This window comes from Nostoc linckia z4 (genome assembly GCF_002608075.1).
Taxonomy (GTDB): Bacteria; Cyanobacteriota; Cyanobacteriia; order Cyanobacteriales; family Nostocaceae; genus Nostoc; species Nostoc linckia.
Genome location: NZ_LAHA01000017.1, coordinates 1 through 21,836, shown reverse-complemented (window position 1 = coordinate 21,836; position 21,836 = coordinate 1). Strand labels below are relative to the sequence as shown.

Annotated in this window: 18 protein-coding genes; 12 read left to right on the top strand and 6 right to left on the bottom strand. The window is 36.5% G+C overall.

Going from position 1 to position 21,836, the window contains the following annotated elements; genetic code table 11:
* Nucleotides 1-86: 86 nt before the first annotated feature.
* Entirely contained in the window at nt 87-500 is a 414-nt protein-coding gene (locus VF06_RS15695) for a response regulator (RefSeq protein ID WP_099070547.1), read from the bottom strand.
* 278 nt (nt 501-778) lie between these two features.
* The gene (locus VF06_RS15690; protein ID WP_099070546.1) at nt 779-1,090 is read right to left on the bottom strand and encodes a hypothetical protein; all 312 of its coding nucleotides are present in this window, start codon (nt 1,088-1,090) and stop codon (nt 779-781) included.
* 231 nt (nt 1,091-1,321) lie between these two features.
* Here VF06_RS15690 and VF06_RS15685 point away from each other — a divergent pair, with 231 nt between their 5' ends.
* From VF06_RS15685 to VF06_RS15670, 4 genes are all read left to right on the top strand, one after another.
* Nucleotides 1,322-2,404, top strand: coding sequence for a class I fructose-bisphosphate aldolase (locus VF06_RS15685; RefSeq protein ID WP_099070545.1), 1,083 nt, complete (start codon nt 1,322-1,324; stop codon nt 2,402-2,404).
* Between the two features lie 657 nt (nt 2,405-3,061).
* A complete protein-coding gene (locus VF06_RS15680) occupies nt 3,062-4,954 on the top strand; it encodes a WG repeat-containing protein (protein ID WP_099070544.1) in 1,893 nt (630 codons plus the stop codon).
* A 212-nt stretch (nt 4,955-5,166) separates the two neighbouring features.
* A complete protein-coding gene (locus VF06_RS15675; RefSeq protein WP_099070543.1) occupies nt 5,167-7,233 on the top strand; it encodes a TIR domain-containing protein in 2,067 nt (688 codons plus the stop codon).
* A 131-nt stretch (nt 7,234-7,364) separates the two neighbouring features.
* Nucleotides 7,365-8,207, top strand: coding sequence for an HAD-IIB family hydrolase (locus VF06_RS15670; RefSeq protein ID WP_099070542.1), 843 nt, complete (start codon nt 7,365-7,367; stop codon nt 8,205-8,207).
* A gap of 399 nt (nt 8,208-8,606) precedes the next feature.
* On the opposite strand, the gene VF06_RS15665 is transcribed toward VF06_RS15670, so the two are convergent.
* The 3 genes from VF06_RS15665 to VF06_RS15655 form a co-directional block, all read right to left on the bottom strand.
* On the bottom strand, nt 8,607-9,218 hold the full coding sequence (locus VF06_RS15665) for a hypothetical protein (RefSeq protein WP_244918043.1): 612 nt from the start codon (nt 9,216-9,218) through the stop codon (nt 8,607-8,609).
* A gap of 149 nt (nt 9,219-9,367) precedes the next feature.
* Complete coding sequence (locus VF06_RS15660; RefSeq protein WP_099070541.1) at nt 9,368-9,976, bottom strand: DJ-1/PfpI family protein; 609 nt, start codon at nt 9,974-9,976, stop codon at nt 9,368-9,370.
* Nucleotides 9,977-10,207: 231 nt separating this feature from the next.
* On the bottom strand, nt 10,208-11,869 hold the full coding sequence (locus VF06_RS15655; RefSeq protein WP_180267515.1) for an AGE family epimerase/isomerase: 1,662 nt from the start codon (nt 11,867-11,869) through the stop codon (nt 10,208-10,210).
* A 675-nt stretch (nt 11,870-12,544) separates the two neighbouring features.
* Here VF06_RS15655 and gmhB point away from each other — a divergent pair.
* The 3 genes from gmhB (at nt 12,545) to VF06_RS15645 (ending at nt 14,961) form a co-directional block, all read left to right on the top strand.
* The gene (gene gmhB, locus VF06_RS15650) at nt 12,545-13,084 is read left to right on the top strand and encodes a D-glycero-beta-D-manno-heptose 1,7-bisphosphate 7-phosphatase (RefSeq protein WP_099070540.1); all 540 of its coding nucleotides are present in this window, start codon (nt 12,545-12,547) and stop codon (nt 13,082-13,084) included.
* A gap of 341 nt (nt 13,085-13,425) precedes the next feature.
* Complete coding sequence (locus VF06_RS40825; RefSeq protein ID WP_180267516.1) at nt 13,426-13,581, top strand: hypothetical protein; 156 nt, start codon at nt 13,426-13,428, stop codon at nt 13,579-13,581.
* 189 nt (nt 13,582-13,770) lie between these two features.
* Complete coding sequence (locus VF06_RS15645; RefSeq protein WP_218964537.1) at nt 13,771-14,961, top strand: glycosyltransferase family 61 protein; 1,191 nt, start codon at nt 13,771-13,773, stop codon at nt 14,959-14,961.
* A 469-nt stretch (nt 14,962-15,430) separates the two neighbouring features.
* Here the strand turns inward: VF06_RS15645 and VF06_RS15640 are convergent, their stop codons facing one another.
* Nucleotides 15,431-16,174 (bottom strand): sterol desaturase family protein, encoded by a 744-nt coding sequence (locus tag VF06_RS15640; protein WP_099070538.1) that lies wholly within the window; start codon nt 16,172-16,174, stop codon nt 15,431-15,433.
* Nucleotides 16,175-16,888: 714 nt separating this feature from the next.
* Between VF06_RS15640 and VF06_RS15635 the strand changes: the two genes are divergently transcribed.
* The 5 genes from VF06_RS15635 (at nt 16,889) to VF06_RS15615 (ending at nt 21,591) form a co-directional block, all read left to right on the top strand.
* Entirely contained in the window at nt 16,889-17,896 is a 1,008-nt protein-coding gene (locus VF06_RS15635; protein ID WP_099070537.1) for an SDR family oxidoreductase, read from the top strand.
* A gap of 2 nt (nt 17,897-17,898) precedes the next feature.
* A complete protein-coding gene (locus tag VF06_RS15630) occupies nt 17,899-18,321 on the top strand; it encodes a secondary thiamine-phosphate synthase enzyme YjbQ (RefSeq protein WP_180267517.1) in 423 nt (140 codons plus the stop codon).
* A 1-nt stretch (nt 18,322) separates the two neighbouring features.
* On the top strand, nt 18,323-19,447 hold the full coding sequence (locus VF06_RS15625; protein ID WP_218963838.1) for a DegT/DnrJ/EryC1/StrS family aminotransferase: 1,125 nt from the start codon (nt 18,323-18,325) through the stop codon (nt 19,445-19,447).
* A 379-nt stretch (nt 19,448-19,826) separates the two neighbouring features.
* Nucleotides 19,827-20,648: a sugar phosphate isomerase/epimerase family protein gene (locus VF06_RS15620; RefSeq protein WP_099070536.1), complete on the top strand. Its 822-nt coding sequence runs from the start codon at nt 19,827-19,829 to the stop codon at nt 20,646-20,648.
* A gap of 187 nt (nt 20,649-20,835) precedes the next feature.
* Nucleotides 20,836-21,591 (top strand): SDR family NAD(P)-dependent oxidoreductase, encoded by a 756-nt coding sequence (locus tag VF06_RS15615; protein ID WP_099070535.1) that lies wholly within the window; start codon nt 20,836-20,838, stop codon nt 21,589-21,591.
* The last annotated feature ends 245 nt before the right edge of the window (nt 21,592-21,836 follow it).

The following is a 21,836-nucleotide window of genomic DNA, read 5'->3' as shown; positions in this document are numbered from 1 at the left end:
CGACTTGCGACTTACGACTTGCGACTTGCGACTTCTTTAACAACCCTAACACGTAATATTTCATAAATTATTTGGGATTGCTATTATTAATTGTGATGACTTCTTAACTGAATTAAATTACTAACTAAAATAACTAACTCCTTCAAGTCAATTGGCTTGTATATATAGCTGTGAAAACCTGCTAGCAATACATGGTCATAGTCTTTTTGAACGAATGCTGTGAGAGCGATCGCTAGAATTTCTGGTTGAGTTTGTTCTCTATTGAGTTTTCTAATTTTCTCCAACAGTGAGTAGCCGTCTTCACCTGGTAAACAGATATCACAAATCAAAATATCTGGTTGAAAATGTAACATTGCTTCCAAAGCCTCTGGGGCTGAAGCAGCTACAATAACTTCTGCTCCCTCTAATTTAAACAAGGTTGCGAGTATCTTTCTGGTATCGGCATCGTCATCGACAACGAGTAACCGCAGTTTCTTTAAAGATATCGATTTTTTCGGCATTATTCCAAATACTCAGTAAAACTGACACTTAGTATTAAAATGCACGTATTTGATAGTATGGTGTTGATAATGCGCCTAATAAATTAATATCAACTCATGAAAAGGCGATCGCTGTATCTATTTAAGGTAAAAACTTATTACATCTTAGGGATTAAGAAGTGCGTATAAACGCGATTAATAGCATCTGTTATCCGAGTGGGAAACAAAGCGGCAAGTAATAATTAATTTAGTCATCAGTTAACAGTCATCAGTCAGCAGTTAACAGCGATCGTACTTCATCAAAGACGACTTTCCTGCTTGTACTGGCGTAATTGCTCTACTATATATACTTGTAACTCTTGCCTTTCTCTGTTGCTGGCATTGCGTTGATAAGTTCTTCCTGTTTCTTGAATAAAACGGCGTTTCTCGCTTTGAGAAGATTTAAGTTTACCTTGCTGTAATTCTTCCCATGTCTTTTCGCCGACACTTTCTCCTAATTTTACCAATACCTTTGGTAGTAATATTTTTGCCTCTCTTTGAAAATCTTCTTCTGTGTCCAGGGCATTTAAATCTATATTGCTGAAGTCGATATTGATTTGAAACTTACTCATGGCTGATTGATTTTATTTATGATTATTAGCATAATTAGCTTTTGACTGAGTAACTGTTACTAATATTTTTCACAATTCCCAGAAAATTACTATAGTATGCTCGCTAGATTGATTTATCAAATATTACTCTGATTCTTTAACTATTCTGAATTCTGAGTTCTGAATTCTGAATTCTGACTAAAATGCTATCTTAAAGGCAAGGTCATTTGCTCAAGTTTTGAGGAAAACGCTATGACTACAACGCTCATAGAGTCTAATTCTATCGAGTCATTGCTAGGTAAAGAGGCAGAAGACCTGCTTACCTACAAAGCAAAGGTTTCTAAGGATTTATTACATTTGCCGGGGCCGGATTTTGTAGATCGAATTTGGATTAACAGCGATCGCAATCCTCAAGTATTGCGTAATCTTCAGCTACTCTATTCTACTGGTCGTTTAGCAAACACAGGCTATTTGTCTATTTTGCCAGTAGACCAAGGCATCGAACATTCCGCAGCTGCGTCTTTTGCACCGAATCCGATTTACTTCGATCCAGAAAATATTGTAAAGTTAGCGATCGCCGCAGAATGCAACGCTGTTGCCACCACTTTGGGAGTATTGGGCATCGTATCGCGAAAATATGCCCATAAAATTCCCTTTATTCTCAAAATCAATCACAACGAATTGCTGACCTTCCCTAATCAATTTGACCAGGTATTGTTTGCTGATGTCGAACAAGCTTGGAATTTAGGAGCAGCCGCCATTGGTGCAACAATTTACTTTGGTTCAGACCAGTCTACCAGGCAAATTCAAGAAATCAGCAAAGCTTTTAAACGCGCCCATGAATTAGGAATGGCGACTATTCTTTGGTGCTATTTGCGGAACAACGCTTTCAAACAAGATAAAGATTATCATCTTGCAGCCGACCTCACCGGACAAGCCAATCATTTGGGTGTAACCATTGAAGCCGACATTATCAAACAAAAGTTACCCGAATGCAACAACGGTTATGGAGCAGTTGCTAAAGCAACTGGTAAGAGTTACGGCAAAACTGACGAACGAGTTTACACAGAATTGACCACCGACCACCCAATTGATTTGACTCGTTACCAAGTACTCAATTGCTACTGTGGACGCGCAGGGTTGATTAACTCTGGTGGCGCAACAGGCAAAAATGACTTAGCCGAAGCAGTCCGCACCGCCATCATTAACAAACGCGCCGGTGGTTCGGGATTAATTTCTGGACGCAAAACATTCCAACGCCCCTTTGAAGAAGGCGTTAAACTATTTCACGCCATTCAAAATGTTTACTTATCACCAGATGTGACGATAGCCTAAAAACTAGGTTTTAGGAGTGCTGACTGTTGACTGTTAACTGTTGACAGAGAAATTATTATTCAACCCTGCCTATCTCTCCATCTCCCTATGCTCGCTCTCTGGGCGTCTAGCAGGGGAGTGGTTTGGGGCGGGGTTCTTTGATAACGAACTTGTACGGGCGAATGGTTATTCGCCCCAACACGTGCATTTGTATCATTGATACAGCGAAATGGTATGAGCAAAAGAAACCTCCACTCATACTTCTGGCTGCGTCCTGTGCGGTTGAATTTTCCCTTACCTGTGCATCACATCAGTCCTACCAATCTTTGCACCAGTGTTTTAAATCCCCACATAAATCACTAATTCAAAACTGAAAGACTTGACTAAATTCCCTAAAAATGCATTTTTGAGATGTATTTTTATTTATTAAAAGTATAAAAATAGCTCTTTAAAATCTAACTAAATTGATTTTCTGGAATTCTACTCTGTGCATTTGTAGGTTTGTACAGACAGCAAACACTACACTTCCAGAAATGCACATTACTCTTACAAATTATTTAAATATGCGTTTTTTTTCATGTAGCTCGTGCTTCGTGCAGCCTACAAATGAATCAACACATATTAGGAATCATTCAATGCTAATTGCAAATTTTTAAACTTTTGAAGGAGCCATAAACTATGAGTCAAGTATCTGTATTTTTATGCCATAAATCTAAAGATAAAAATTTTGTCAAAAAAACTTATAATAGACTGAACAAACGCTGGAATATTAGTTTTTTTAAAATTGTAGAAATCAAACCTTGGATAGACGAGAATAACTTTATTGCAGGAAATCCAGTCGATACAACAATTTCTCAACAAATTGCTGACTCAAAAATTGGTGTTATTTTTTTAAGTAAGCATGGAATAGGCGATTACCAAATATATGAGATTATGCAATTTAAAAAGAGAGTTGATGCAGAAGAAAAAAATAAAGTAGTTGCAAAAGATAAAGTTGTAATAATTCCAATTCTTTTACCTGGCATTCAAGATGTCAAAGATGTTAAATTTCCAGAAAATGAAGTAATTCAAAAAGCCTTAGCTAAAATACGTAAAGTTGAGGTTAATAATATTAATGAAACAGAAATACAACAAACAATTGAAGAAATTAAATTATTTTTAGGAGGATATCATTGGATAAAAATTGATTTAGCTACTAAAATATTTTGGAATGAGCCATTTTTCAAAACATTAGAAAAAGCTATTAAAGATCCCATAAAAGATAATATTCCTATAAAAGTACCTTATGCAGTATCTGGAGGAATTGCATTGACAGGCGTTGTTTTATTAGGAACTATAGCTTCAGCAATTGCCAATATAAATAGTGAACCTATAAATTCAACAAATGTCAATCCTACTCCTCAACCTAGAGTTTCAATAACTCCTCGTCCTGTGTCTCCTGAATTTAAATTTGAGTTAAATCGAACAATAGAGAGTGGTGGTAATTTTAATCATGGACTTGCAAAGGTGAGAATTAATGGTCAGTCAGGTTATATAAACAGACTAGGTAATATTCAAATTCCGGCAAATTTTGATAGAGTTTTAGACTTTTCTAAACCAGATAATTTAGCATTAGCATGGGAATATGGAAAAAATAGAGGCTATATTAATAATCAAGGCAAATACCAGATTGATGCTATATATGGTCGAAATATGGCTGGTCAATTTTCTGAAGGTAAAGCCCATACATGCCTTGTTTCTATATGTGGATATATAGATAGAAATGGCAAGGAAGTTATTAAACGAAAATATCCCGGTGCTGGTCGATTTTCGGAAGGACTTGCCCCTGTTAAAATTAATGGTAAGTGGGGTTACATAAATAAAGATGATGATTTTTTAATTCCTGAATCTTTCGATGAAGCTTATCAATTTAGAGAAAGTTTAGCACCAGTCAAACAAAATAATCAATGGATGTACATTGATAAAAATGCAAAACCTGTAATTCAAGAAAGATTTGATAAGATTAGTTACTTCTCAGAAGGTTTAGCGGCTGTCAAACAGGATAACAAATGGGGTTATATTAACCGTCAAGGTGATATGGTCATTCCACTACAATTTGATGAACCAAAAGATACCCCTAGAAGATTTGATTGTGACGCCACAGACATCACTAATAACAAAGCTGAGTGTAAAAATTTAGATAATCGACATGATTTTTCAGAAGGTTTAGCTGCTATATACATGAATGGTAAGTGGGGTTATATTGACCGTCAAGGTAATATTGTCATTGAGCCACAATTTTCTCAAGCTAATCATTTTTCTGAAAGATTGGCTTATGTATGTCAAGGTGAGGATAACGATAAAAAATGTGGCTATATTCGTCATCCATTCAACACTATAATTACCAAAACATTAGATGGATCTGTAAACTTGCGTCAAATTCCAAATATTAAAGGAAGCTTACTACAAAAGATACAAGACGGTAGTTCTATAACCATCCTGAATGAAACAATAAATTCTAATAAAGAAACTTGGTATCAAGTCAAAGTGAACAACCAGTTTGGCTGGATTCGTTCAGACTTACTCCAGTAATTGAACTCCTTCAAATTTACCATAGATAATTAAGTAATTGTCGTCTGTTGAGGTAAAAATCTCTGCGTACCTCTGCGCTTTACTCCGTGTCCCTCTGCGTTTCAAAATATTATCCATCCGTACCTTTCTTAAGGAATCGCTATAGTATAGCCTACTGTTTCTAAACTTGCGCCCAGAAAAAGCTAGTTGTGATGAAGTGAGGAGATTACAGAATGTCGAAAAATATTAATTATTTGCCATATTTCAGAATATACATTGTGTGGCATCAAAAGTTTTCTAATGGTGAGGAGCTTGCAAAATATCTTTTTAATAACATCTGTGGAAACCCAGAACATCCTTTCCTACAAGGACTAGGAATTCCAATTCACTTTCGTTCGCTACCATTTACAAAAGAAACGATTCTACCGAAGCCAATCGACATCAAACAATCTTTGAACTCTGCCATTTTTATATTTGTAGATAATAATATGGTAGTTTGTGACAAATGGCAAACATACATTGAAGAACTTTGCGATAACAAAGATTTAAAAAAACCACATCATCGGATTTATCCCGTAGCATTTACAGAACATTTCTATAAATTGAGCAAAAAACTGAGCAGAATTCAATTTATAGAAAAAATTGATGAAGAAAGCGACGTTGTTAAACAACAACAAAAATTATTGACCAACGTGCTACACATATGCGTTAGACAAATAAGACACATAAAACAAGTTGAAGAAAATAATTCTGTAGACAATGATGTACCACCACTGAAACTATTCCTGAGCTATACCAGACGTGATGGACGGGAAATTACAAATAAAGTTCACGAATTAATTGAAAAGGATAAAATCCTCAGTACATTTTTAGATACTAAAGATATTCCTCCGGGGCATAATTTTGTAGAACAAATTGACAAAGTTTTAAAAGATTGTGCTATGCTTATCTTTCAGACTGATACCTATGCTTCGCGTTATTGGTGTCATTGGGAAGTTTTGACAGCTAAAAAATATAAAATTCCTATTTTGGTAATTAATGCTATCAAAGCTGGAGAAGAACGCAGTTTTCCTTATTTAGGAAATGTTCCTACTATTATTTGGCAAGAATCTCAAATATCTTTAATTTTTATTCAAATATTACTTGAAGTATTGCGGCATCAATATTTTCCCAAATATGTAGAAAATCTACAAAAATTCCGCAGTATTCCAGAAGGAACATTAGTTTTACCTTTTGCTCCTGAGCTTTTGAATTTAGTACAACATTTCCAGGAAAATCAACCAAAAGATAATACACTCATAATATACCCCGACCCTCCTTTAGCAGATAATGAAATTAACTTACTCAACTCGCTAAATCCAAAAATCAAAGCTTTGACTCCTTCCTTTCCTGTAACTTCAATTGCTACAGATCATCCGAAAAAACCTCTTTCAGGCAAAGTTATTGGTATTTCTATTTCTAATAGTCCCGATTTAGAAAAGCTTGGTTTTAGCGATTATCATCTCAAACGTGCCTTACTCGAAATTAGTCGTCATTTACTTGCTCAAGGGGCAAGCATAGCATACGGTGGCGACCTCCGCCCAGATGGTTTTACGCAGAATTTGATTGAGATGGTCAAAGCCTATAATCATCAGGAAAATAATCAGCCTGAAAAGAAAATATTCAACTTTCTTGCTTGGCCAATACATTTACAAGCAGACGTTAATTGGCAGGCAGAATATAAGAATGAAGTTTCAATTGAAGCAATTCCTCTACCAGAAGATATTAAGCAAAAACCTTTTGAGATTGAGGATGAAACTTTCCTGAAACCAGAAGGCAAAGAAAATTGCTATGTTTGGATGCGTTGTCTTACAGCAATGCGAGAAAAAATGGCAAAAAAAATTGACGCCAGAATTATTCTTGGAGGTCAAGTTACTAATTATAAAGGAATATTTCCGGGTATTGCTGAAGAAGCAGCATTAACACTAATCAATGATAAACCTTTGTTTGTGTTAGGTGCGTTTGGTGGTTGTGCTAAGGCGGTGGGACAAGCTTTACTAGGAGATACTCCAATGGCATTGACATGGGAAGGGCAAGCTGCCCAAAGTCCGACTTATGCTGAGACGGTTGAATTTTATAACGAGCGTTCTTTTCTGCATTCTCCTCATTTATCTATTGATTATAATGCTTTAATTAAAATTTTTCATAAAACAGGTTTTCACGGTATAAACAAGTTAGAGGAATCAGAAAATAGAACTTTATTTGAAACAGAAGATTTAGATGAGATGATTTACTTAATTTCAAAGGGACTTCAAAGCTAAAAATTAGAATGTACACAGCGTAAGCCACATTGAAATTGCATATATGGAGAGACCTATAAGAAATGTACAATTTCAGATTATGCAAAATAGATGTGGTTTAAATTAACAAAATAAAATGGCTAAATAGATATATGAAATATTATCAAAATAATATAAAACTCTTACCTTATATTCATCAACCTAAATACGTTGTATTTACAGATTTTGATGAAACTTATCTGGCTCACCAAAACCAAGAGCGCCATCAAAAGGATCAAAAGGAACTAGAAGAGTATTTATTAAATTATACTTACGAAAAACAAATTATTTTGGGTTGGGTTACTGGCAGTAGTTTAACTTCAGTATTTTCAAAAATCAATAAATATAGTTTAAAAGTTTTACCTCATTTTATTGCCAGTAGTTTGGGTACTGAGCTAACTTACTTCAATGAAAAACAATATGGTAAAAAAGATAAACAATGGGAGAATAATCTCAAAGAAACTGGATTTTCAGAAAAATTAGTGAATAATTTAGTTAATATTTTATCATTAGATGATATTCAATTGATACCACAACCTCAAATCAAAGATTCTTGCTTCTTGAAAAACTACTATTACCATCAGCGAAACAAAGAACTTGATTTACAGGCTTTATTGCAAATCAAAAATATAGCTAACAAGGCTGGTATCGCAGTGAATACTAGCCAATGCAATCCCTTATGTGGAGACCCAGAAAATTGTTACGATGTGGATTTTACACCTGCGGGCACAGGGAAAAAAGATATAGTTAATTTTATTTTAAAACAGACAAATATTAACTATCAAAACTCTATAGCTTTTGGCGAAAGTGGTAATGATATTGAAATGTTGCAAGCAGTTGAACATGGTTATTTAGTAGGAAATGCCACAAACGAAGCTAAAAAATTACATTCTCGAATAGAAGAAAATGAGTATACTAAAGGGATATTATCTGTATTAAAAACACTTATCAAATAAGTCAATCTAGTAGTGTATTGCATTAATTTTGGAATTACCAAGAAATCAATTATGCAAGATTGTGGTGTGGACATCTTGTCCGCCCTTGGTAATACCGAAATTTTTGATACAATTCACTTTTGTTTCTTCCCGTGCTTCTTTTACCCACCATCTCTATCGCTTGCTTTTAAAGTGAAACGGTATTACGGGCGGGCGAAACGCCTACCCCACAAGGAAGTTTGAATGTTTTTTGTGGTTTGGAAATCTTTAATGCGATAGACCACTAGTCGTTTGCCAATCCAAAAATGCTGGGTGAGGGCTGAGGAAAGGGTAAGGGATTTAAAACCTTTCCCCTTTTCCCTTTCCCCTTTCCCCTTTAAAGAGCCAATTTCACTTATCAAACCCTAGAAATAATCTTTATCATCCGGGTGGCAATAAGTTTTCTGGGGCATAAACATCGCGGTAGAAAGTTAGTTGTTCGCTCTTGTAGTAGCAACCACCCCGATGTCCCCGGCGTATCCAGACAACTAATCCTTTGGAAGCAGTTTCATTTGTCGCATCGTCCACACACTTCCATTCAAAGTGAACAAACTCACGCCAAAAGAAAACAATTGGCCAGCACATTGTGACTCCAGGCTGTGAAAGCAATGCCCACCAATGTGTCTCTCGCTCTTTTTGATCTTCCGTACCAACAAAGGGGCCATCTTGGCATAAATAAACCAAGTTTTTATGGTATTCACCACTTAAGATATTGTTTCCTCTTTCTCCTCCTGTTCTTAAAGCTGCACAATGAGTTGGCCACCAATCTTTGTTTTCTTGTTCGATTTGCGCCCAGGTATAATTAGCATTTACTTCGGGAACTTCATCTTCTTTTAAACTAACGAAATATTCACCTTTTTGAAGTAATTCTTCCTGTTTTTGTGGAGAAACTAATCCAGGTTTTGAAAAATCTGCTTCTAAGCCCCAAAATGTGTAATAATTAACTGGTTTTTGCAGTCTTAATTGTCGTAATTGCTCAAATTCGTCAGGCATGTTCCTAATTCCTTTACACAAGAATGTTTGATACTTAAATTGCAAAACATGACTTTGATGAAAAAGCAGGATAGAGAAAGCTGGTAATATAAAATTTGCTATTCTCACATCCTGTACCAGCAACGAAAATAAAGGTTATGAAATCACCTCTATTGTTTGGCTTTTAAAACCTCATAGTATGTTTCAACAAAGGTGCTAACTGCAAAAGGATGTCTACCAGAAACCAGATTTCCATCAACATGGCTAGCAGCTAATTGTCTATTAACCGGGTCGTATGCTAGTGTCGCTCCAGCATTCAGAACATCATAAATAATGTTATGACCGCAGGTAACTTTCCGCCCCCTCAGTATGTCGGGGTCTGATGTAAATATCCACAAAGAATGACAAATAGTTCCAACAGTAATTTCAGGATCGTTAAATGCTTGGATTGCAAATTTACTTGATTCTGGTATTTCTTTTGGTCTACCGTCTGGGCCTTCTTCTACTATTGGTTCGTAGCGGGTCATATCCATCGCATATCCGCCAATGGCAACTAAACCAGTGTATTGAGTTAAATCAACATCGTGGATATCTTTGGTAACTGTAATTGTTTCGCTGGGGTTATTGTTGTTGAAAAAAACTGCTTTATCGCCACCCCTGAGATTGCCGACATATTCTACTTCAAAACCCCTAACAGGAAAAAAGTTATCTAAAGCAGCAGTTTCAGTTCCATCGTAATGGGAGTCAAGAAAGGCTAAAATTCTTGGTGGTCTGGCCATGATGATATCCTCATTGATAATAGTTAATAAATTCGATTTTGAGGAAAATTAACTTACTAGCCACCACTGGCTATACTGTCCGAATTTCATAGCAATTTGAAAAATAATTGCGACAGACGGATTCGCTAAAATTAGATTCAGAATGCTATACCAAATCCAAAATCGAATCAGTTATTCTGCCAACTAGTAAGTTAATTTTCACTCACCTTAGCCTCAAATTGGGTTGAGGTCTTACCGGATGTCGGTAAAGAATACTGTCTTTTTCCTGTAACCTGGAATTACTTCTTCTTCCAGAATTGTCGGATTGATGGGAACTACTTTGGCTGCATAAATGTAGGGACGGATTTTTGTGATTTCAGGCAAAGGAATTCCTTCTTTGAAAGCAAAATATAGTTTACTTGGCTCGTCGTGAATTTCTTGTCCAGTCAAATAACCTACAATTGCGTGTTCAAAGGTGTGGAAAGCATTTTTCCACGAGTGTTGTTTGGGAAATTGGATGTCTGGTTTGTTGTCAGCAGCATTTACCCAATGCCAAATTTCTTTGTGTTCGCGATCTACCATGTACTTAAACCAGTAGGCATAAGTTGTAGGTAGATATTCCGCGTAAGATGGATCTCTCAAGCTAAAAGTAGCAGCCACTTGATCTAATTCAGCTAGAATCCACCATTCTTTGTCTGGATCTATAGTACCGTCTGGATTTTCTCTACGTCCCCACGTACCATCATCTAGATAAGCTGTTTCTAAGATTTTGGGAGCGGCCTCTTGAGCAAATAAGACAAACTCGTAGTGACCGGTGAGTTTTCCGATGGAATAAATCAGCCACAAAGTTTTGATAGAGTGACCGAAATCAGTATGATCAGTTGCTAATCTCTTGCTCGCACTATCAGTGATAGCTCCCCAAAAGATGTTTTTGTCAGGAGTATAGAATTGTTCGCTCATGATTGTGGCAAGATGCACCAAATCATCTTCCCACTGTTTCTTAAGTTGTACCCCGTTAAATTCATCAGGCAAAATCGGTGCGATCAAGATCATATAGGCATAGACTTGATCCAATTGAGCTACTAATTCTCTTTGTTTGCTGCTAACTTTCTCGACAGTACCATCGGGATTTACATAATCTATATAATCTGTTTTGGCCCAAGAGATTAAATCCCATTCTTTGTCGTAGTAGTAGTCAAAAATGTAGTTTTTGACGTTTACTATATCCTTTAAGATTTCAGGATCTCTAGTCAGATAATAGAAAAATGTTAAACCAGAAAGAGCATATGTCATATCTTGACTAATGCGCTTTTCTTGTTCTGGTTTACCTGCAAAACTCTGATCGTTTGCAGCAAAGTAGGTGTATGCTCCACCGGTTCCATTACCAGCATCGGGATTAACGCCTGGTTTATCAACCAAAGCATACTTACGCAAGAAATCTACGCCATTTTTAGCCCATTGAAGATATTTTGCCTCTCCAGTCAGGTTATAAGCAACACCATAGGCAAATACTTGTCTGGACTTTGATCTGACATACTCTCTATCGAGTTTAACGATGCCTGGAACTGGGTTTACCAACTCTGGACAAGGTTTATTAGGGTCAAACAAAGAACCGTCATTACATCTATAGGTAGGAAAGTTCCCATTTTCGGGGCGGGCTGTTTCCAATTCCCAGAAAGGTAAAAGGTCTTCTTTGAGATGCTTTATCCACCTATCTCCATAGGGGATACCAGTTTCGATTACTAAGTCTGCATTATCAGCAGCGCTTTGTTTAGCAACAACTAGTGCTTGAGCTGTGGGAACTCCTAAAGATGTTAGGAAAAACACCAAGCTAAAGCCAAGACAAAGAACTTTCTGAAAGAAAGCTTTGCTAACTAGCTGTTTTTTATTCCAACTGAACATTTGAATTGTCATTGCAAATTGCTCATTTGTGTGTGTCGGTTTCTGCTTTCATGACAAACATTCAGATGTTCTGTAATTTTTTTGGACTACAAAAGCTCTAGTATCCCAGCTTTAGTAGGTGGTTAAAATCTCACAAAACAACTGATATGGCCTGACATACTTGCGTTATGTCAGGAGGGTGGACTGTTTATAACAATTCGGTGACATCATATCTGATGTTATAAACCACGCTAACACGATTTATTTTTCTTTTTTCAAAATCAATATTTTTTACTTAAGTACAATTATGTAGGAAGCTAATAACACAAAAAATACTGAAAGTCAAAGACACTTAAAATAAATAAGTGGACAGTTAAGACAGTTAAGACAGTTAAGACGGCTTTAGCAAGAAACACATGTTCTACAATCCTTATCAGGTATGGGATAGAAAAATTTCAGTGCAATTATTTTGCCTGCTATCTCAAATAGCTTAGTTGCTAATTAACTGATAGAAGCGATCGCTCACAACCCCTTATGGTATAAAATACGCTCAATGATTTAGGTTTAATTGAAAAATACTTATGTCTGCACTTACCTTTAAATACTTACAAATATAAAATTTAAGTTACATTTATTGATAGAATATCTACTTAATTAAAGCTTAACTTCAACGTTAATCTAGCTTCTAATAGCAGTAAAGTTAGCAAAATGATCAAGGTAGCTTTTCTTGACCGAGATGGGGTTATCAATATTGATTACGGTTATGTTGTTATGCGCGAGCAATTCGAGTTTATCGATGGCGTATTTACAGTGTGTCGTTTACTGCGTGATTTGAATTACGAGCTGATTGTAATTACCAATCAGTCTGGTATTGCTCGTGGTTATTATTCCGAACAAGATTTTTTAGATTTAACTGCATGGATGTGCGAGCAATTTCAAAGTCAAGGTGTTCCATTGCTTGATGTCTTTTATTGTCCGCATCATCCCGAAGCTACCATATCTAATTACCGTCAAAACTGCCGATGTCGTAAACCATCCCCAGGAATGATTGAGCAAGCTTGTGAAAAATATTCAATAGACCTGCAAAACTCAATCTTGATTGGCGATAAGATATCTGATATGCAAGCTGCTAAAGCTGTGGGAATAGGTAAATTTTATTTCCTTGGTAAAGAAGATATAGAAAAACAACTGGCAGTGTCAGCCCGCGTAGATAATTTACTTCAACTAAAGTATTTGATTACAAAATAATAGTTTGAGTGTAATAGTAAGTTGTTTTTTGAAATTGATAATTTGTACTCAGATTGTGTTTCGTCGCTGCCTAAATGCCCTATTTACTTAGGTCGTTTGGAAATGAATAACCGGAGTAATTAACTAAGCACTACTCCAGTTGTTTTGCAAAATTCAATTCTGTATATAAAATAACACTTTTCTATTTGAAACAACTAATCTTAAAAAAACTTCATCTAAAATCGTATTTAGATATACAAACGCACTATGTCTCTGAGTTTCAGGCTACTGTTAGCCATAGATATCACCCCTTGGGGTAAGGATTTTCTAGCCTTTTTAAAGCATTATTTTGATACCAGTATTTGGATAAAGCTGGTAGTCAAACTTACATAGATGTGCTTGAACAAATTACCCGCTATGCCAAAATTGAAGCTTTAGAACGTTCCATTGAGGCTCTCAAACTTGGTTTAAAAGATTTAATCGAAGAAACTCCAAACATCCCCACCAATAAAACTTAAACATTCATAAAATTTAGATGCATTCCTCTCAAAAAAGAGGAAGATTACTTTGTCGATAAATTTGACTAAGAAAGTTATAAACAGATGAAGAAATCTTGGCGCTATTTACAAGAGTTTTTGATATTTAAATTAATTTATCCTGTTTTATTAAAATATATTAATGAGCATCTCATCACACCAAATGACGAGATGGAGAAAAATAAAAAGGAGAATAACGTTCCCAATTTAGAACCTGAATATCAACAATTACCTATTCTTCGGTTAATTTATTCAATTTTATTTAATTATCTTCATGAAAATTTCATTTCTAGGGAAGATTTGCTAGAGCAATGTCAAGAGCAAAATAATCTTTATCAATTAAACTATGAAGAAGCTATTTATCTTGAACCAGCTATAAGCTATCAAGAAATCCCGACTGCATTTAGAGAAAAAGAAGGTAGATTTGAATTTACTAATCCTTTTGCTGCGGTTGTCAACAATGTAGAATTATTCGGAATTCATGGCATTGGATTTACCCAAGAGAAAAAAATTATTTTAGAAATTGTTTTAGACAGAGTAGATGTTTTAGAACATACTGCCATTTCCACATTAAGGCAAGGTTTTAATTTTCAATATCTTACACCAGTGAAAAATATAGAGCATATTGATTTAGCTTGTTCATTAGTAAATTATTGGAGTCCTTTATACGCTCATTGGATATATGAAGCTTTAACTCGATTAGAAGTCCTTGAATATTATTCTCAAAACACAGGTAAAAAACCAAAATTAATTATCGATAAAAACCCACCAATTTGGGAAACTCGCTCTCTAGAATTGATGGGTTATAGTCCAGAAGATTACATTGAATGGAATGGAACTAGAGCCAAAATTAACGAATTAGTTATTTGCTCTAAACGTCGGGAAGGGGGACGTATTTCTATCAAAGCTTGTCACTGGGTGAGAGAACGTATTTTGAGCAATGTTGATAGTTATGCAAATCCAAATTTACTTTTGAGTCCCAAGATTTTTATTTCCCGGAGAAAAGCAAATGCTCGGCGCATTTTGAACGAAGAACAAGTGATAGATACTTTAGCGAAAATGGATTTTGTTCCTTATGTGCTTGAAGATTTAGATTTTGCAGACCAAGTGAAGCTATTTGCTCAAGCTGAATTTATTATTGCTCCTCATGGTGGTGGAGTTACAAATATTATTTTTTCCCAAAATTTAACTTTAATTGAACTGTTTGGTCAAAAAATTAGCCATTTTTATTATACAGTCGCTCAAGGATTAAAATTTGATTATGCTTGTATGTTTTGTGAAGCCAAAAATGAAGATATTATTGTCAATTGCCAAGAATTAACTAAGATGGTTCACAAAATGACAAAAACTAAAATCGGATGATAGAAATTAGATAAGTCCAATTATATCGAGGAGCTAATAACTAGTGGTCTGCAAACCCAAAAATGCGCTTGTGAGGGCTGGGGAAAGGGAAAGGGGTAAAGGGTAAGGGATTTAAAACCTTTCCCCTTTAAAGAGCCAAGTCACGAAAGCGAACTACTACTGACTGAGTGAAAAGCCTTTGTCTTAAAAAGTAAATCTTAAGTAGGGTGTGTTGTCCCAAAGCGCAACGCACCTCAATTGCAATACTTGTCGGTTAAGGGGAAAAGGGAAAGAAAAAACCTTTACCCTTTACCCTTTAACCCCTTCGGGGTTCGCCAGTCGCTCATGGGGGAAACCCCCAAGACCGCGCTGGCTCACCTTTTCCCAAAACCAAATTCTCAATTGATATAGTCTATCAAGGTGCGTTAGCCTTCGGCATAACACACCCTACATTTGATTTACTATTACTGGATATTTAGCGATTATCTTTTTAAATTCCCACAATCATTTTTACTGTTACTGGTTCGTCAATTCCAGCAGATTGATTTTCATCTAAATGATATGTATCGGGATCTAAATAAGTCCCAAATAAGCGATCGAAAATAGTTGTACTATCCCCGAAGTTTCTACCTCTAGTATCGTAATGATGTAAGCTATGAAACCTGGGTGTAACATAAATCCACTCTAATATTCTCATCCAAGGCTGGGATTTGACATTGAGATGTATCCAATTATTTTGAAAAGCGCCATGTAGAGATACTATCGTCATTAGTTCTAGAGGAATTCCTAGCAATGGAAACCAAATAACGGAAAATGTATATAAAATTTCACTAGTCAAACTCGATCTTTGTGCTGCTAACCACCATAATGACTCACTTGAATGGTGCCACTTATGAGTTAACCACGTATACTTATTTGCATGTTGAATTCGATGGATGATGTAATAAAATAGCTCTTTTAGTATAAAAGCAGTAAAGAATCTCACCCATAAAGGCAAAGATAAAAATCCAGTTGATTCTACCATGACTATTGGAAAAATCAATATTTTTGTAAGTAGCATCCAAGTGACATAGTTATTGATTAACATATAACAAAATGCTAGTAATGCCGCTTTAAATTCTTTGAGAAATTGAAGTTTATATTTGATTAAGCGGAGAGGATCTTGTTTTTCCCAAAGCCAAAGTATGACGCCTGAGCTAAAAGTCATTAGCCAGTATAAAAGTATAGTTTTCATGAAAATTCAATGGACAAGATGTTGTTAGACTGCAAAATTAGCACCTCAAATTTTGTGCTTAATCATTTATTTTGTATAGCAAAAATCAGGAAGTAAAAGCTTACTATTCGTAGTATTTAAGCTTTTAAAATGTCCTAACTTATCTGATTACTGCTATATCCATAAACTCAGCACAAAAATCATCACTGTAATATTTCACAAGTTATTTGGAATTGCTATTTTTATTGACGATGCCTAACATCCATAATATTTTGATTCAATATTTGGAGTAGTTAATCTTGAATTTCAGAGTAGTACTTTATCACTAATCAAGGGATAATACAAGGACAGTTAAGGAAAAAATTAGGACAGTTAAGACAGTTAAGACAGTTAAGACAATTAAAAGCGAACACTTGAGTGTACTAGAAGGTGCGTTACTGAACTAACTCTAGAGATATATTTATTAAACATTTATAAAATTTTAGTTAGTTGATACTAAAAAAGAGGATGATGATTTTGTTATTGCAAATTCAACTCAGAAGTTTATGGGCAAATGAATAAAGCTTGGCGATATTGACAAGAATTAAAATAAATGCTTGAGTTATTTACAATTTAGGATTTTGATAATGTTAATATTTTTCTAAAAAAGATAATTAAAATTGATTACAAAACGTAATTATCGAAGGAAATAGTTTATAAAGAGGCAAAAGCTAGAATTTAATGACGTAAATTTATATGAACGCTAAATTAAATTCTTATAAAAATTGCTTAGTAACTGGTGCTGCTGGCTTTATTGGTTCTCACTTATGCGATCGCTTACTTCAATTAAGCCATAGTGTGGTTGGGTTGGACAATCTAATTACAGGCAGAAAGACCAATTTAAAAGTCGCTCAAACTTATCCTAGATTTACATTTATCGAACAAGATGTAGCCAGTATTTCTCCAGAAATATTAACAGATATTGATTGGGTATTTCATTTAGCGGGATTAGCGGATTTAGTTCCCTCAATCCAAAATCCAGGGCAATATTATTATTCAAATCTGCATAATACTTTTGTCTTATTAGAAGCTTGTCGCCATGCTGGAATTGAGAAATTTATTTATACAGCTTCCTCCACTTGCTATGGTATTCCTGACCAATATCCCACACCGGAAACCTATCCTTGTCATCCCAAACACCCCTACGGTTTGACAAAATATTTAGGAGAACAACTAGCGATGCACTGGGCGCAAGTTTATCAACTTCCAGCCCTTTCTTTACGACTGTTTAATGTATACGGGCCGCGATCGCGAACAACTGGGGCTTATGGTGCGGTATTTGGTGTATTTCTCGCTCAGAAACTAGCCAACAAACCCTTTACTGTGGTGGGAGATGGAACGCAAACAAGAGATTTTACCTTCGTCAGTGATGTAGTAGAAGCCTTTATCAAAGCAGCCGAATCGGATATTACAGGAGAAATAATTAACATTGGTTCGGGGAAATCGGAAAGCGTTTTGACACTCATAAAATTATTAGAAGGGCCAATTACTCATATCCCCAAACGTCCAGGCGAACCAGATTGTACTTGGGCAGATATTACCAAAGCCACAACTCTTTTAAAATGGCAACCCCAAGTTACCTTGAGTCAAGGAGTTAGTGAAATGTTAGCTAATATTGAACTTTGGCGAGATGCTCCAGTTTGGACAACAGAAACAATTGAGCAAGAGACAAAATTGTGGTTTGAGCATCTAGGAAAACAATAAAAATGACAAACTCATCCATCAGACTTTACCAACAAGCAATCAAAGTGCAAACCATCGGTAAATCTCTGTGTCAGATTACCCCACAAGTGCAAGCGATCGTTACAGAATCAGGAATTCAAGCAGGACTTTGTACGCTTTTTATTCGTCATACCTCAGCTAGTTTACTGATTCAAGAAAATGATGCCAAACCCGATGTAGAAGCCTTTTTTGCCAAATTAGTACCGGAAACAGGCCAATACATCCTACCAGGAGAGGGTTTAGACGATATGCCTGCACATATCCGAAGTGCCCTCACCCATACCTCCGAACAAATCCCCATTGCTCAAAGTCTTTTGCAACTCGGTCGTTTGCAAGACATCTATATTTGGGAACATCGACAGTCTGGTTATTCTCGTGAAGTCGTTATCAATATTCTGGGATATTAAAGTGCAACAGTTAACAATTAATCAAATTCCTTACATCAATCTCAAAAGTCAACACGCTGCTTTGAAGTCCGAATTGTTGTCAGCAGTTGGTGAAGTTCTTGACGATGGTAACTTTATTTTAGGCGAGCAAGTTGCAGAGTTTGAGCGTCAGTTTGCTCAAATGTGCGGCGTTCGTTATGCCATTGGCGTTAACTCTGGGACAGATGCGCTAATTTTTGCACTCAAAGTGTTGGGTATTGGTTCTGGCGATGAAGTCATCACCGCGCCGAATTCTTTTGTAGCTTCAGCTAGCTGTATTCGTGTGCTTGGGGCAAAACCTGTATTCGTCGATGTCGGCGATGATTACAACATTGATCCCAGTTTAATTGCAGCTGCTATTACTCCCAAAACCAAAGCAATTATCCCAGTGCATCTGACAGGCCGACCATGCAATATGGAACCAATTTTAACTCTGGCAAAAGAAAAAGGAATTGCCGTAGTTGAAGATGCAGCCCAAGCAGTACTCGCAGAATATCAAGGCCGACGAGTGGGTTCTTTTGGTAAAATCGGGTGTTTTAGCTTACATGCTCTCAAAAACTTAAATGCATGTGGAGATGGAGGAGTACTAGTTACAGACGATGGCGATTTGCACGACCAGCTAAAAATCATGCGGAATATTGGTTTGCGTACCCGCGATGACTGTGTTTTGTGGTCGCATAATTCCCGTTTGGATACCCTACAAGCAGCGATTCTTTTAGTCAAATTGCGCTACCTCCAGGAATGGACACAACAGCGTCGCCAAAATGCTCGCTATTACCAAACTCAACTCGCCGATATTCCTCAGATTCAAATACCACCAGAACGGGAATACGAAAAATGCGTATACCACACCTTTGTGATTCAAGCACAACGCCGTGATGAACTGCGCCAATTTTTAAGCGATCGCGGTATTGGTACTGCAATTCATTATCCAGTGCCAATTCACTTATCCACAATAGGTAAAGAATTAGGTTATCCCCAAGGGAGTTTTCCGGTTACAGAGATGCAAGCACAGCGAATCCTCAGTTTACCTGTTTATCAAGGATTAACCACTGAAGAACTCCATCAAGTCTGTGAAAACATTAAATTATTCTATCGATATTCCTAACACTTACACAGGCGTTGCAGAATCGATTAGAGAGTTCCAAAAAATTAATTACCACTACTTGTGGGGTGGACATTTTGTCCTTTTATGATTAGGGGCGGGCGAGACGCCCACTCCACAAGAAGTAGTTGATTATTTTTTTATTTGCAAGTCCCTTAATATTTCCTTGCTGTTAAAAAAATTAACTATCTCCTGTTTTTCTCTGTGTTTTTTGCGTCTAGAGCGGTTTGTAAAAAACTTATTATGATAAACGAACCGCCAAGGAATAAGAAATCAAAAAAATTGTTCCAGTGTCACGAAGAAATACAATTACTTTGCCAAAAACTAAGCCAAATACAAATTCACAATCCAAAATCTAAAATCTAAAATCCAAAACTCAAATATGTCAAATAACATTACCCTACCAAATATTGGTTGTGCAGCTTGGGGCTGGAGAGAAGTGGAAATACCAGAATATTTTCACACAATCAGCAACCAAGGTATTCGCTCAGTAGAAGTTAACGCTCACCCCCAAGCACCCAAACATCTTTTAAATGATGGTGACGATGAATCAGTTTCTAAAATAGCTACTTGGGCACAGGAAGCAGGAGTAGATATTATCTGTATAGCTGGACGAAATAATTTTACAATTCCAGAAGCAGCTGATTTAGAAAAAGAAATTCAAAGGATAGAACGTTTCGTTGATATAGCACAACAACTAGGAGCAAAATTCGTCAGATTATTGTCTGGGGATCACAGAAACGATCATATTCTTCCTGATGTTTTTCCTCGACTGCATTATGCCTTCAATCGTATCGGAGATTATGCCGAAAAGCGAGGAATTAAAATCACTATTGAAAATCACGGCGGCCCCACAGCAACAGGACAAAGAGTTGCCAGAATTATGGAAGGCATCAAAAGTCCGGCGGTTGGCGTCAACTACGACCCCGCGAATTTTTTGAATCAAGGAACCGACCCATTGATGGCATTACGTTACATCCTTCCTTGGGTAAACTATAGCCATTGGAAAGATGTTAAATGGACTAACGGTGGCCCTCAATTCTGTGCCTTTGGCAAAGGAGAAATTGTTTGGCAACCGATTATCCAAGAACTATTAAATGCAGGTTACCAAGGATATTGGGTAGTTGAATATGAAGAACCATCAGACGTTGAAGATGGAACCAAAGAAAGCATAAATAACTTGTGTAAAATGCTGGGAATGTAAGAAATCAGAATTCAGAATTCAGAATTCAGAATTCAGGAGCTAGAATCCAGAATTGAGGATTGAGAGTTGATAATTATAAATACTCCCAACTTCTAACTCCTAACTCCCAACTCCTAACTCCTAACTCCTAAATCTCAACTCCCAACTCCCAACTCCTAACTATTTTTCATTAAAGGTTAGCAATTAAATGTCATTTTCTCTAAATGGACATGTCGCTTTGGTTACAGGAAGTTCTGCTGGTTTGGGAAAAGCGATCGCCCTGAAATTGGGACAAGCCGGTGCTAAGGTAGCAATCAACTACAACAACAATGAATCGCGGGCGAAACAGACTTTGGCTGAATTAGAACAGCAAGGTTGTCAAGCAATTTTAGTGCGTGGGGATGTCACCGATGAAGCAGAGGTGACGGCTATTTATGAAGCGATCGCCACACAATTTGGTGCTGTAGATATTTTGGTATTGAATGCAACCGGAAACCAACCGCAAATTCCCTTTGAGGAATTCACTTGGCAAGATTTTCAAACAATGCTTGATTTTTTTGTCAAAAGTCCTTATTTACTGACTCGTATTTGTTTACCTGTAATGAAGGATAAAAAATGGGGACGAATTATTAATATCAGTAGTGACGTTTGTTTTCGCGGTGTAAATAACTCTAGTGCTTACGTCACTGCTAAAAGTGGACAACTGGGATTCACACGCAGCATGGCCACAGAACTCGCACCCTTTGGAATCACAGTTAACGCCGTTGCTCCAGGGTGGATTCCTGTAGAACGCCATGAAAATGTCCCCCAACAAAAAAAAGATGCTTACCAAGTGAGAATTCCTATGCAGCAATGGGGTACTCCAGAGGATGTTTGTCAAGCAGTGCTTTACTTTGCTAGTCAAGAATCCAAGTTTGTCACAGGACAATATTTATGTATTAATGGTGGCTTTACGCTTATGTAAATATATTGTTAACTGTTGACCGTTGACGATTGACAGTCAGCACTCAACGACCCCAACCGGAATAATTTATTTTTTGGAGTTCCCTTACACAAGTGTCACAAAAAATACAATTTTATTTTGACGACTAAAGTCCTCTCTTATCCACGAGACACTAGTGGTCTGCTAACCCAAAAATGCGCTTGTGAGGGTTCTTTAAAGGGTAAGGGATTTAAAACCTTTCCCCTTTCCCCCTTCCCCTTTCCCCT

Bases quoted from the DNA above. Each gene is read 5' to 3' on its own strand.
- VF06_RS15695 (WP_099070547.1), bottom strand. From the start codon at position 500: ATGCCGAAAAAATCGATATCTTTAAAGAAACTGCGGTTACTCGTTGTC.
- VF06_RS15690 (WP_099070546.1), bottom strand. From the start codon at position 1,090: ATGAGTAAGTTTCAAATCAATATCGACTTCAGCAATATAGATTTAAAT.
- VF06_RS15685 (WP_099070545.1), top strand. From the start codon at position 1,322: ATGACTACAACGCTCATAGAGTCTAATTCTATCGAGTCATTGCTAGGT.
- VF06_RS15680 (WP_099070544.1), top strand. From the start codon at position 3,062: ATGAGTCAAGTATCTGTATTTTTATGCCATAAATCTAAAGATAAAAAT.
- VF06_RS15675 (WP_099070543.1), top strand. From the start codon at position 5,167: ATGTCGAAAAATATTAATTATTTGCCATATTTCAGAATATACATTGTG.
- VF06_RS15670 (WP_099070542.1), top strand. From the start codon at position 7,365: ATGAAATATTATCAAAATAATATAAAACTCTTACCTTATATTCATCAA.
- VF06_RS15665 (WP_244918043.1), bottom strand. From the start codon at position 9,218: ATGCCTGACGAATTTGAGCAATTACGACAATTAAGACTGCAAAAACCA.
- VF06_RS15660 (WP_099070541.1), bottom strand. From the start codon at position 9,976: ATGGCCAGACCACCAAGAATTTTAGCCTTTCTTGACTCCCATTACGAT.
- VF06_RS15655 (WP_180267515.1), bottom strand. From the start codon at position 11,869: ATGACAATTCAAATGTTCAGTTGGAATAAAAAACAGCTAGTTAGCAAA.
- gmhB (WP_099070540.1), top strand. From the start codon at position 12,545: ATGATCAAGGTAGCTTTTCTTGACCGAGATGGGGTTATCAATATTGAT.
- VF06_RS15645 (WP_218964537.1), top strand. From the start codon at position 13,771: ATGGAGAAAAATAAAAAGGAGAATAACGTTCCCAATTTAGAACCTGAA.
- VF06_RS15640 (WP_099070538.1), bottom strand. From the start codon at position 16,174: ATGAAAACTATACTTTTATACTGGCTAATGACTTTTAGCTCAGGCGTC.
- VF06_RS15635 (WP_099070537.1), top strand. From the start codon at position 16,889: ATGAACGCTAAATTAAATTCTTATAAAAATTGCTTAGTAACTGGTGCT.
- VF06_RS15630 (WP_180267517.1), top strand. From the start codon at position 17,899: ATGACAAACTCATCCATCAGACTTTACCAACAAGCAATCAAAGTGCAA.
- VF06_RS15620 (WP_099070536.1), top strand. From the start codon at position 19,827: ATGTCAAATAACATTACCCTACCAAATATTGGTTGTGCAGCTTGGGGC.
- VF06_RS15615 (WP_099070535.1), top strand. From the start codon at position 20,836: ATGTCATTTTCTCTAAATGGACATGTCGCTTTGGTTACAGGAAGTTCT.